The following is a 12,458-nucleotide window of genomic DNA, read 5'->3' on the forward strand; positions in this document are numbered from 1 at the left end:
ACGTTGTATTTTATTGTTCCGTCATCAGTGGCTACGGCTTACAAACGCTCAGAGACTATCTTACTCATCAGCGCAGTACCAGCGTTAATCCTGCCCGTTTGCGCGCCAGAGTGTTAGGCTCGCTATCGAATGACGAGTATGATAATGCAAATTATAGGCGATGTCCCTCAATTGACCGTGGCGCGACCACTGTAATGATGGCGTTGCGTCGGCCAGGAACATGACCATTCGGGGAGTATATGCAGTATTGGGGTAAAATAATCGGCGTTGCGTTCGCAATTATTATGGGTGCCGGATTCTGGGGCGTCGTTCTTGGCCTCATTATCGGCCATATGTTTGATAAAGCACGCAGCCGCAAAATGGCCTGGTTTGCCAACCAGCGCGAGCGCCAGTCACTCTTTTTCTCCACCACCTTTGAGGTGATGGGGCACTTAACCAAATCAAAAGGACGCGTAACGGAAGCCGATATTCAGGTGGCCAGCGTCTTTATGGATCGCATGAATCTGCACGGCGAATCCCGCATCGCGGCGCAGAATGCGTTTCGGATTGGTAAATCAGATCACTACCCGCTGCGTGAAAAAATGCGGCAGTTCCGTAGCATCTGTTTCGGGCGTTTTGATTTAATTCGGATGTTTCTGGAAATTCAAATCCAGGCCGCCTTCGCGGATGGCTCTCTGCATCCGAATGAACGGGACGTCCTGTATGTGATTGCTGAAGAGCTGGGCATTTCCCGCATGCAGTTCGATCAGTTCCTGCGCATGATGCAGGGCGGCGCGCACTTTGGCGGCGGTTATCAGCAGCAATCGTCCGGCGGCGGCTGGCAGCAGGCGCAGCGTGGCCCTACGCTTGAAGATGCCTGTAACGTCCTCGGCGTGAAGCCGTCTGACGATGTCACGACCATCAAACGCGCCTATCGTAAGCTGATGAGCGAGCACCATCCGGATAAGCTGGTGGCGAAAGGCCTGCCGCCAGAGATGATGGAGATGGCGAAACAAAAAGCGCAGGAAATCCAGAAAGCCTACGAGCTGATTAAAGAGCAGAAAGGTTTTAAATAAAAAAATGGCCCGACACAGTCGGGCCATTTTTTCAGAAGTCCACCGGGGCTTTGAACGTCATGGCGTTGCCGAAAGCAGGGTGGGTGATGGTGAGCGTCTGCGCATGCAGTTGCAGGCGCGGCGCTAACGCCAGCGCTTCCGGCGGCGCATAGAATCTGTCCCCCAGAATCGGATGACCCATCGCAAGCATATGCACACGCAGCTGGTGGGAGCGCCCGGTAATCGGCTTCAGCAGGACGCGCGCGGTGTTATCCGGCGCGTACTCCAGCACTTCATACTCGGTTTGCGCGGCCTTGCCGGTTTCATAACATACCTTCTGCTTTGGCCGATTCGGCCAGTCGCAAATCAGCGGTAAATCCACCAGCCCTTCCGCCTGCGCCGGATGGCCCCAGACGCGGGCGACATACTGCTTCTTCGGCTCGCGCTCGCGGAACTGACGCTTCAGCTCACGTTCTGCCGCTTTATTCAGAGCCACCACAATCACGCCGCTGGTCGCCATATCCAGACGATGGACTGACTCGGCCTGGGGATAATCACGCTGGATACGCGTCATCACGCTGTCTTTATGCTCTTCCAGACGCCCCGGCACGGACAACAAGCCGCTCGGCTTGTTAACCACCATAATGTGCTCGTCCTGATACAGAACGACCAGCCACGGATCCATCGGGGGATTGTAGGGCTCCATTACCATCTTGCGCTCCGCTTACTGATGCGTCACAACGATAAGACGCAGGGCGTCGAGACGCCACCCCGCCTGATTCAGGCTTTCCAGCACCTGCTGGCGGTTGCTCTCAATGGCGGCCAGCTCATCGTCACGAATGTTAGGGTTCACTGCTTTCAACGCTTCCAGACGCGACAGCTCGGCAGAAAGCTTCTCATCGGCTTCGCTACGCGCCGCATCGATCAGCACTCTGGCCGCTTTTTCGGCCTGGGCTTCACCCAGTTGCAGAATGGCATGCACGTCCTGCTGCACCGCATTCACCAGCTTACTGCCGGTATGGCGGTTCACCGCGCTCAGCTGACGGTTGAAGCTTTCAAACTCCACCTGGCCGGCCAGGTTCGTACCGTTTTTATCCAGCAGCAGACGCACCGGGGTTGGCGGCAGGAAGCGGTTAAGCTGAAGCTGTTTCGGCGCCTGCGCTTCCACAACGTAGATCAGCTCCACCAGCAGCGTGCCCACAGGCAAGGCTTTGTTCTTCAACAGGGAGATGGTGCTGCTGCCGGTATCGCCGGAGAGGATCAGATCCAGACCGTTGCGGATCAGCGGGTGCTCCCAGGTGATGAACTGTGCATCTTCGCGGGAAAGCGCCACATCACGCTCAAAGGTGATGGTGCAGCCGTCTTCCGGCAGGCCCGGGAAATCCGGCACCAGCATATGATCGGACGGGGTCAGCACGATCATGTTCTCGCCGCGATCGTCCTGGTTAATGCCGACGATGTCGAACAGGTTCATGGAGAAGCTGATCAGGCTGGTGTCATCGTCCTGTTCTTCGATACTTTCGGCCAGCTGCTGCGCTTTTTCACCGCCGTTGGAGTGGATCTCCAGCAGGCGATCGCGCCCCTGCTCCAGCTGAGCTTTCAGCGCGTCGTGCTTCTCTCGACAGGATTTGATCAGCTCATCAAAGCCCTCGGTGTTTTCCGGCGCCGCGAGGTAACCGATCAGATCCGCATGCACCTGATCGTAAATGGTGCGGCCCGTCGGGCAGGTATGTTCAAACGCATCCAGGCCTTCGTGGTACCAGCGAACCAGAACGGACTGGGCGGTTTTCTCCAGATACGGAACGTGGATCTGAATATCGTGCGCCTGACCGATACGATCCAGACGGCCGATACGCTGCTCCAGCAGATCCGGGTTAAACGGCAGATCGAACATCACCAGGTTGCTGGCGAACTGGAAGTTACGGCCTTCAGAACCGATTTCGGAGCACAGCAGAACCTGCGCGCCGCTGTCCTCTTCACTAAACCACGCCGCAGCGCGGTCGCGCTCGATAATAGACATGCCTTCATGGAACACGGCGGCGCGAATACCTTCGCGCTCGCGCAGCACTTGTTCAAGTTGCAGGGCGGTGGCTGCCTTGGCGCAGATCACCAGCACCTTCCGGGAACGGTGCGCGGTCAGATAACCCATCAACCACTCCACGCGCGGATCGAAGTTCCACCAGGTGCCGGTGTCGCCTTCAAATTCCTGATAAATCTGCTCAGGGTAGAGCATGTCGCGCGCGCGATCTTCCGCAGATTTACGGGTGCCCATAATGCCGGAGACTTTAATCGCCGTCTGGTACTGGGTCGGCAGCGGCAGTTTGATGGTGTGCAGCTCGCGTTTCGGGAAGCCTTTCACGCCGTTACGGGTGTTACGGAACAGCACGCGGCTGGTGCCGTGACGGTCCATCAGCATGTCGATCAGCTCTTTACGCGCGGATCCCGCATTATCGCTGTCGCTGTTCGCGGCCTGAAGCAGCGGCTCAATATCCTGCTCGCCGATCAGATCGCTGAGAGTGTTAAGCTCATCATTAGAGAGACGATTACCGGCCAGCAGCAGCGCGACGGCGTCCGCCACCGGACGGTAGTTTTTCTGCTCTTCAACAAACTGCTCAAAATCGTGGAAACGGTTCGGATCGAGCAGGCGCAGACGGGCGAAGTGGCTCTCAAGACCCAGCTGCTCCGGAGTGGCGGTCAGAAGCAGAACGCCCGGTACGCGCTCGGCAAGCTGCTCAATCGCCATGTATTCACGGCTTGGCGCATCTTCGCTCCAGACCAGGTGGTGTGCTTCGTCGACGACCAGCAGATCCCATTCTGCGTCGCACAGGTGCTCCAGGCGCTGCTTGCTGCGGCGCACGAAGTCCAGGGAACAAATGACCAGCTGTTCGGTTTCAAACGGGTTGTCCGCGTCGTGCTGGGCTTCGGCATAGCGCTCGTCGTCGAACAGGGAGAAGCGCAGGTTAAAGCGGCGCAGCATCTCGACCAGCCACTGGTGTTGCAGCGTTTCCGGCACCACAATCAGCACGCGCTCGGCAGCGCCAGAGAGCAGCTGCTGGTGCAGGATCATGCCTGCTTCGATGGTTTTACCCAGGCCCACTTCGTCAGCCAGCAGCACGCGAGGCGCATGGCGACGGCCCACGTCATGGGCGATATTCAGCTGATGGGGAATAAGGCTGGTACGCTGACCGCGCAGGCCGCTCCACGGCATGCGGTACTGTTCACTCTGGAACTTACGCGCGCGGTAGCGCAGGGAGAAGCGATCCATTCGGTCGATTTGCCCGGCAAACAGACGGTCCTGCGGCTTGCTGAAAACCAGTTTGCTGTCGAGCAGCACTTCACGCAGGATAACATTCGTCTCGTCGGTATCAAGACGCGTACCGATGTAGGCGAGCAGTCCATTCTCTTCTTTTACGTCTTCAACCTTCAGCTGCCAGCCTTCGTGGCTGGTCACGGTGTCGCCCGGATTGAACATTACGCGGGTAACAGGGGAGTCATTGCGAGCGTACAGGCGGTTTTCACCGGTAGCAGGGAAAAGGAGGGTAACCATGCGCGCATCGACGGCAACGACGGTTCCTAATCCAAGTTCGCTTTCTGTATCGCTGATCCAGCGTTGACCAAGTGTAAAAGGCATAGTTGTTCGGCTCTAATCTTTAATTGCAGGCAATAGTTCGACCCCGTCAAAAAAGACGGTCGTCGAAAAATGGGTCCGGGAATGGAAAGGGCGCTATGGTACTGGATGGCAACGGTTTCGTCACGCGTCAAAATAGCCCAAGTTGTCCTGTCACTAGTGTAGCAAAGTCGTCATTGATGAACGGTAAAATTCCCTCCGCTACCGGCTGAAGCTGGCGGGTCAGGTAGTGATCGTAATCAAGCGGAGACTGCTGGTAATCAACGGGTTCCGGGCCGTTAGTTGTCCAGACGTATTTGATCGTCCCCCGGTTTTGATACTGCGGCGCACGGCCCCGGCGAACGTTCTCTTCGTCCGCCAGCCGCGCGGCGCGTACGTGGGGGGGAACATTACGCTGATATTCCGCCAGCGGGCGGCGAAGGCGCTTGCGATACACCAGCTGGTCATCCAGCTCACCGGCCATCAGGCTGGCAATGGTTTCGCGCACGTAGTCCTGATAGGGCTCGTTGCGAAACACCCGCAGGTAGAGCGTCTGCTGGAACTGCTGCGCCAGTGGCGTCCAGTCGGTGCGCACCGTCTCCAGCCCTTTAAAGACCATCCGCTGCGTGTCACCTTCCTGAATCAGCCCGGCGTAGCGCTTCTTGCTGCCCTGGTCGGTTCCGCGAATGGTCGGCATTAAAAAGCGGGCAAAATGGGTCTCAAACTCCAGCTCTAACGCGCTGGTTAACCGCTCTTTTTGCAAATTTTCGCGCCACCAGTCGTTCACGTAGGCGACCAGCTCTTTGCCGATTTGCGCGGCGGCGTCCTCTGAATGGGCCGCTTTCAGCCAGACAAAGGTGGAGTCGGTATCGCCATAAATCACGTCATAGCCCCGGGATTCAATCAGCGCTTTGGTCTGGCGCATAATGTCGTGCCCGCGCATGGTGATGGACGACGCCAGACGGGGATCAAAGAAGCGGCAGGCGCTGGTACCCAGCACGCCGTAAAAGGCGTTCATAATGATTTTCAGCGCCTGTGATAGCGGCTTGTTGCCGTGGCGTTTCGCCTCGTCGCGGCCGTGCCAGATGTTTCCCACAATTTCGGGCAGGCAGTGTTTTTCCCGCGAGAAGCGTGCTCCAAGAAAACCTTCGGTGCTGTGCGCATCGTCTGGCTGCGCCATCCCCTCCACCAGCCCCACCGGATCAATCAGAAACGTGCGGATAATGGACGGGTACAGGCTTTTATAATCCAGCACCAGCACCGAGTCATACAGCCCGGGCCGTGAATCCATCACGTAACCGCCGGGGCTGGCCTGCGGCGGCACGTCGCCGAGGTTAGGGGCGACATAACCCGCCCGGTGCATCCGTGGGAAATAGAGGTGGCTGAAGGCCGCTACCGAGCCGCCGTGCCTGTCGACCGCAAGGCCGTTCACCGTTGCGCGTTCCAGCAGGAAGGGCATGATCTCGGTTTTGTGGAAGATATGCGTCACCAGCTCGCAATCTTTCAGGTTATAGGTGGCGAGCGCGGGTTTATCTTCATTAAAACGCCGGTCGATCTCGTCCATTCGGTCCCAGGGATTGTCGATGGATTTACCTTCGCCGAGCAGTTCCTGGGCGACCGCTTCCAGCGAGAAGGAAGAGAAGTTCCAGAAGGCGGATTTCAGCGCCTCGATGCCGTCGATAATCAGGCGACCATTGGCCTGCGCGAAGAAAACACCGTTCTTAAAGCCGTGCTCACGCCACTCCAGCTCGCTGTTGCCGCGCCCCAGAATCAGCGGGATACGGTAACGCTCGGCATGTTTTTGCAGCACGCGCAGGTCAAACTGCACGACGTTCCAGCCGATCAGCACGTCCGGATCGTGCTCGGCAAACCACTGGTTAAGCTTCTCCAGCAGCTGCGGGCGGCTGTTGACGTACTCCAGATGAAAATCCAGCGCGGACGCATCGCCGTTCGGCGGCCCGAGCATATAGACAACCCGCTGCCCGCAGCCTTCCAGACCGATGCAGTACAGTTCGCCGTGGCGGGTGGTTTCAATATCCAGCGACACCCACTTTAGCGGCGGGCGATAGTGCGGATTAGGCTTCAGGCGCGCGTTAACGATCCTGCCGTTTTGCGCGGCGCCATCTACCCAGACGGGGGCGGTGATAAACCGCTCCATCAGAAAGCGTTCAGGCGGGCGGATGTCGGCCTCGTAAAGCGTCACGCCCGCTTCACGGAGCAGTTTTTCATAGCGCATTAACTGGCGATGGGCGCGGCAGTAGAGGCCATAAACCGGCTGGCGATGGAAATCTTTCAGCTGAAGCGGCGTAAGGCGCCAGTTGTTTTCGCCGTGCAGCAGTTGCTTCACTTTCTCGACGTGAGCTTCAGGAATAAAGGCCACGGACTCCTGCGGCGGGAGCGTAACGTTTAGCGGGCCGTTGTCCGTTGCCAGCCAGAATTCAACCTCAGTACCCTGAGGGGTATCCCGCCAGTGTCTGGTCAGTAAAAAGCCTTCTTGCGCCTGCGTCACGCCGATATCCCATAAAACAAAACCAGGCCTGATTATAGCCTGGTTGAGGGGTGTTTGCTGGGGTTTTATACAGTGTCTGTTTAGCCGGATGGCGCTGCGCTTATCCGGCCTACAATCTATTGCCCGTAATACGCCTTCGCGCCGTGCTTACGCAGGTAATGCTTATCCAGCAGGGTTTGCTGCATATCCGGCAGCTGCGGCGCAAGCTGGCGGCAGAAGATCCCCATGTAGGCGACTTCCTCCAGCACGATCGCGTTGTGCACCGCGTCCTCCGCGTTTTTACCCCAGGCAAACGGGCCGTGGGAGTGCACCAGCACGCCGGGCATTTGCGCCGCGTCGATTCCCTGTTTTTCGAAGGTTTCGACAATCACGTTCCCTGTTTCCCATTCGTACTCACCGTTGATCTCCGCATCGGTCATCAGACGTGTGCAGGGAATGGTGCCGTAGAAGTAGTCCGCGTGGGTGGTGCCGGTGGCCGGAATAGGCTGGCCCGCCTGCGCCCAGATGGTCGCGTGACGCGAATGGGTATGCACAATCCCGCCGATGGTTGGGAATGAGCGGTAGAGCAGGCGATGGGTTGGCGTATCGGAGGAGGGCTTTTTATTGCCTTCAACCACTTCACCCGTTTCGATGCTGACCACCACCATATCTTCTGCGGTCATTACCGTGTAATCCACGCCGGAAGGCTTGATCACGAACACCCCTTTTTCCCGGTCAACGGCGCTGACGTTGCCCCAGGTCAGGGTTACGAGGTTATGTTTTGGCAGCGCCAGGTTGGCTTCGAGTACCTGACGTTTGAGATCTTCTAACATTGTCGTCTCCTGCCGGATGGCGCTGCGCTTATCCGGCCTACAGAACCGTAGGCCCGGTAAACGAAGTGCCACCGGGCATTCAGGGCTTAGCGTTTTGAACCGTAATAGACTTCGTTCCAGCGCAGCCCGTCTTTAAAGGCTGGCAGACGGGTGTCGTTATCAATCACGGTCAGTTCGATGTCGTGCAGCTCGGCGAACTGGCGCATATCGTTCAGGTCAAGCGCGTGGCTGAATACGGTGTGGTGCGCGCCGCCGGCCAGGATCCAGGCTTCCGACGCGGTTGGCAGGTCAGGCTGCGCTTTCCACAAAGCGTTGGCGACCGGCAGCTTCGGCAGAGAATGCGGGGTTTCAACCGCATCGACGCAGTTCACCAGCAGGCGGAACCGGTCGCCGAGGTCGATCAGGCTGGCGTTAATGGCCGGGCCGGTACGGGTGTTGAAGATCAGACGGGCCGGATCCGCTTTGCCGCCAATGCCGAGGTACTGCACGTCGAGGATCGGTTTCTCTTCCACCGCGATGGATGGACACACTTCCAGCATGTGCGAGCCGAGCACCAGATCGTTGCCGTTCTCGAAGTGGTAGGTGTAGTCCTCCATAAAAGAGGTGCCGCCCTGTAGACCGGTCGACATCACCTTCATGATGCGAAGCAGAGCGGCAGTTTTCCAGTCGCCTTCGCCCGCAAAGCCGTAGCCCTGCTGCATCAGACGTTGTACCGCCAGACCCGGGAGCTGTTTCAGGCCGTGGAGATCTTCAAAGGTGGTGGTGAAGGCATGGAAGCCGCCCTGTTCCAGAAAACGCTTCATGCCCAGCTCAATACGTGCGGCATCCAGCACGTTCTGGCGCTTGTCGCCGTTGACCTGTGCCGCAGGCGTCAGGCGGTAGCTGCTTTCGTACTCGTCCACCAGCGCGTTAACGTCGCCATCGCTGATGTCATTCACCACCTGCACCAGATCGCCCACCGCCCAGGTGTTGACGGAGAAGCCAAATTTAATCTGCGCGGCCACTTTATCACCGTCGGTGACTGCCACTTCGCGCATGTTGTCGCCGAAACGCACCACTTTCAGGTAGCGGGTGTCCTGCTTAGAGACCGCCTGACGCATCCAGGAGCCAATGCGTTTTTGTGCCTGGCCGTCCTGCCAGTGGCCGGTCACCACGGCATGCTGTTGACGCATGCGCGCGCCGATGAAGCCGAACTCGCGGCCGCCGTGCGCGGTCTGGTTCAGGTTCATGAAGTCCATGTCGATGCTGTCCCACGGCAGGGAGGCGTTGAACTGCGTGTGGAATTGCAGCAGCGGTTTGTTGAGGATAGCCAGGCCGTTGATCCACATTTTTGCTGGCGAGAAGGTGTGCAGCCACACCACCAGGCCAGCGCATTTGTCATCGTAATTGGCATCGCGGCAGATGTTAGTGATTTCGTCCGGGGTGGTACCCAGCGGCTTCAGCACCAGTTTGCACGGCAGTTTGGCTTCCGCGTTCAGCGCATTCACAACGTGCTCCGCGTGTTTCGTCACCTGCTGCAACGCTTCCGGTCCGTACAGATGCTGGCTGCCAATCACAAACCACACTTCATAATTATTAAAAATGGTCATTATCGTGTCCTTAATGTGTCAGGGTTGCCGTAGTGTCCGCGGTGCTTTTGGCCGGGGCGGCGACAGGGAGATAGTGAAGTTCGGCGCTTTTTGCCCATTGCTGGTAGCGCTGATAAAGCTGTTCAAAGCGTTGTGCCTGCTGAGTCTGCGGATGGAGCGTACTTTCGACGGCGCTCGCCATATGCTGTTGCGCGGTCGGGATATCTGCATGGACGCCTGCGGCCACGGCAGCGAAAATCGCGGCGCCCAGCGCACAGCACTGATCGGAGGCCACAATTTGCAGCGGCCGGTTCAGCACGTCGCAGCAGGCCTGCATAATCACCGGGTTTTTACGGGCGATCCCACCCAGCGCCATCACGTTGTTCACGTCAATGCCCTGGTCGATGAAGCACTCCATGATGGCGCGCGCGCCGAACGCGGTGGCAGCGATCAGGCCGCCAAACAGCGCGGGCGCGTCGGTCGCCAGGTTGAGATCGGTAATCACTCCTTTCAGACGCTGGTTGGCAAACGGCGTACGACGCCCGTTGAACCAGTCCAGCACCACCGGCAGGTGGTCGAGAGACGGATTTTTTGCCCAGGCGTCGGTGAGCTGCGGCAGGAGCTGTTTTTTGCTCGCCGTAATCTGCGTTTTCAGTTCAGGATGCGCGGCAGCCAGCTGATCCAGCGGCCAGCCGAGCACGCGGCCAAACCAGGCGTAGATATCGCCGAAGGCAGACTGGCCCGCTTCGAGGCCGATAAAATCAGGCACCACGCTGCCGTCAACCTGACCGCAGATGCCTTTCACCGCGCGGTCGCCGACGCTGGCTTTATCTGCCGTCAGAATGTCACAGGTGGAGGTGCCGATAACTTTTACCAGCGTGTTGGGCTGCGCACCCGCGCCCACGGCCCCCATATGGCAGTCGAACGCGCCGCCGGAAATGGTCACGTTTTGCGGCAGACCGAGGCGTTTCGCCCACTCTTCGCAGAGCGTGCCGACCGGAATATCGGCGGTGAAGGTGTCGGTAAACAGCGGGTATGTCAGGTTTTTGTTGATGATCGGGTCGAGTTCATCGAAGAACGCTGCCGGAGGCAGACCGCCCCAGCTTTCATGCCACAGCGATTTATGCCCGGCGCTGCAACGGCCCCGGCGAATATCCTGCGGACGCGTGGTGCCGGAGAGCAGAGCTGGAACCCAGTCGCACAGCTCAATCCATGACGCCGCTGCCTGTGCGACCGACGCATCCGCGCGGGTAACGTGCAGGATCTTGGCCCAGAACCACTCGCTGGAGTAAATCCCGCCGATATACCGTGAGTAGTCAGTTTTGCCCGGCTGATGGCATAAGCGGGTGATGGCTTCCGCCTCTTCCACGGCGGTATGGTCTTTCCACAGCACAAACATGGCGTTCGGGTTGTCGGCAAACTCCGGTCGCAGCGCCAATACGCGGCCTTCGGCATCGACAGGGGCAGGCGTTGAGCCAGTGCTGTCGACGCCAATCCCCACGACATCGGCCCGCTGGGCGTCCGTCAGCTCTGCCAGCACGGTTTTGATCGCCGCTTCCATTGATTCAATGTAATCACGCGGGTGGTGGCGGAACTGGTTGTTCGGCGCATCGCAGTAGCGCCCCTCTTGCCAGCGCGGATACCACTCAACGCTGGTTGCTATCTCCTGGCCAGTCGTACAGTCCACTGCCAGCGCGCGAACTGAGTCGCTGCCAAAATCGAGGCCAATTGCAATTGCCATGGTGTTGCTCCATCCAAAAAACAGGTATGGAAGAACATTAGAGACTGGGGACAAAAATCGTCAGGCAGGATCCGCTAATCTTATGGACTAAATTGCTGTAGCCACGCAAAGTGTGACGCCGTGCAAATATTCTATGTGGACATTTCTGCCGCACTTATAGACACTTTTGTTACTGCTTATCTGCCAGTACTGGCGGAGAAATCAGGGGAAAAGGCTGAAACATGGCGGACGTAAAAGAGGCGTGTTGCTTTTTGGATCTTTTCACGAGCCATTTTTATACTGCTTTTATCGATATGGACAATTGGTTTCCTTCAGGACCCTTGGGAGAACTGAATCTATGGCCGAACCGCAAAACGATCCCTTACTGCCGGGCTACTCATTTAACGCCCATCTGGTGGCGGGGCTGACGCCAATTGAGGCCGAGGGATATCTCGATTTTTACGTCGATCGCCCTCTTGGCATGAAGGGATATATCCTGAACCTGACCGTACGCGGAGAAGGGGTCGTCAAAAACGGGGATCAGCAGTTTATCTGCCGCCCCGGTGATATGCTGCTGTTCCCGCCGGGGGAGATCCACCACTACGGGCGCCACCCGGATGCCAAAGAGTGGTATCACCAGTGGGTCTATTTCCGTCCGCGCGCCTACTGGCAGGAGTGGCTCTCGTGGCCGGCCATTTTCGCCCATACCGGTTTATATCGCCCGGATGAGGCGCATCTGGCGCAGTTCCGTGAGCTGTTCGCACAGATTATTGAGGCAGGGCAGGCGGGCGGGCGCTACGCCGAACTGCTGGCGATCAACCTGCTTGAACAGGTGCTGCTGCGCCGCATGGAGGCCATTAACGAGTCGCTTAATCCGCCGCTGGACAACCGCGTCCGCGACGCCTGCCAGTACATCAGCGACCACCTTGCCGACAGCCAGTTTGATATTGCCAGCGTCGCCCAGCATGTGTGCCTGTCGCCGTCACGGCTCTCTCATCTGTTCCGCCAGCAGCTTGGCGTGAGCGTACTCAGCTGGCGTGAGGATCAGCGCATCAGCCAGGCGAAACTGCTGCTCAGCACCACCCGAATGCCTATCGCCACCGTCGGGCGTAACGTCGGCTTTGAAGATCAGCTCTATTTCTCTCGCGTGTTTAAGAAGTGCACCGGTGCCAGCCCGAGCGAATTCCGTGCGGGATGTGAATAATCGG

General features: G+C 58.3%; 8 protein-coding genes. 2 read left to right on the top strand and 6 right to left on the bottom strand.

What is annotated here, in order from left to right:
* Window positions 1-239 precede the first annotated feature (239 nt).
* Window positions 240-1,055, top strand: coding sequence for a co-chaperone DjlA (gene djlA, locus ACNQ0W_RS05375; RefSeq protein WP_015572652.1), 816 nt, complete (start codon window positions 240-242; stop codon window positions 1,053-1,055).
* A 31-nt stretch (window positions 1,056-1,086) separates the two neighbouring features.
* On the opposite strand, the gene rluA is transcribed toward djlA, so the two are convergent.
* From rluA to araB, 6 genes are all read right to left on the bottom strand, one after another.
* Complete coding sequence (gene rluA / locus ACNQ0W_RS05380) at window positions 1,087-1,746, bottom strand: bifunctional tRNA pseudouridine(32) synthase/23S rRNA pseudouridine(746) synthase RluA (RefSeq protein WP_062932371.1); 660 nt, start codon at window positions 1,744-1,746, stop codon at window positions 1,087-1,089.
* A 12-nt stretch (window positions 1,747-1,758) separates the two neighbouring features.
* Window positions 1,759-4,665, bottom strand: a complete 2,907-nt coding sequence (gene rapA / locus ACNQ0W_RS05385) for an RNA polymerase-associated protein RapA (RefSeq protein ID WP_032652548.1) — start codon at window positions 4,663-4,665, stop codon at window positions 1,759-1,761.
* Between the two features lie 127 nt (window positions 4,666-4,792).
* A complete protein-coding gene (gene polB, locus ACNQ0W_RS05390) occupies window positions 4,793-7,150 on the bottom strand; it encodes a DNA polymerase II (protein ID WP_116329840.1) in 2,358 nt (785 codons plus the stop codon).
* Window positions 7,151-7,266: 116 nt separating this feature from the next.
* On the bottom strand, window positions 7,267-7,962 hold the full coding sequence (gene araD, locus ACNQ0W_RS05395) for an L-ribulose-5-phosphate 4-epimerase (RefSeq protein WP_061856021.1): 696 nt from the start codon (window positions 7,960-7,962) through the stop codon (window positions 7,267-7,269).
* 86 nt (window positions 7,963-8,048) lie between these two features.
* Window positions 8,049-9,551, bottom strand: a complete 1,503-nt coding sequence (araA, locus tag ACNQ0W_RS05400) for an L-arabinose isomerase (protein ID WP_062932369.1) — start codon at window positions 9,549-9,551, stop codon at window positions 8,049-8,051.
* Between the two features lie 10 nt (window positions 9,552-9,561).
* Window positions 9,562-11,271, bottom strand: coding sequence for a ribulokinase (araB, locus tag ACNQ0W_RS05405; RefSeq protein WP_047051335.1), 1,710 nt, complete (start codon window positions 11,269-11,271; stop codon window positions 9,562-9,564).
* Between the two features lie 337 nt (window positions 11,272-11,608).
* On the opposite strand from araB, the gene araC reads away from it, so the two are divergent.
* The gene (gene araC, locus ACNQ0W_RS05410) at window positions 11,609-12,454 is read left to right on the top strand and encodes an arabinose operon transcriptional regulator AraC (RefSeq protein WP_003856402.1); all 846 of its coding nucleotides are present in this window, start codon (window positions 11,609-11,611) and stop codon (window positions 12,452-12,454) included.
* The last annotated feature ends 4 nt before the right edge of the window (window positions 12,455-12,458 follow it).

The sequence above is a fragment of the Enterobacter cloacae complex sp. 6730903 genome (assembly GCF_048283985.1).
Lineage (GTDB): Bacteria > Pseudomonadota > Gammaproteobacteria > Enterobacterales > Enterobacteriaceae > Enterobacter > Enterobacter hormaechei_C.

Coding starts and splice junctions, on each gene's coding strand:
- djlA (WP_015572652.1), top strand. CDS start 240: ATGCAGTATTGGGGTAAAATAATCGGCGTTGCGTTCGCAATTATTATG.
- rapA (WP_032652548.1), bottom strand. CDS start 4,665: ATGCCTTTTACACTTGGTCAACGCTGGATCAGCGATACAGAAAGCGAA.
- araD (WP_061856021.1), bottom strand. CDS start 7,962: ATGTTAGAAGATCTCAAACGTCAGGTACTCGAAGCCAACCTGGCGCTG.
- araB (WP_047051335.1), bottom strand. CDS start 11,271: ATGGCAATTGCAATTGGCCTCGATTTTGGCAGCGACTCAGTTCGCGCG.
- rluA (WP_062932371.1), bottom strand. CDS start 1,746: ATGGTAATGGAGCCCTACAATCCCCCGATGGATCCGTGGCTGGTCGTT.
- araA (WP_062932369.1), bottom strand. CDS start 9,551: ATGACCATTTTTAATAATTATGAAGTGTGGTTTGTGATTGGCAGCCAG.
- araC (WP_003856402.1), top strand. CDS start 11,609: ATGGCCGAACCGCAAAACGATCCCTTACTGCCGGGCTACTCATTTAAC.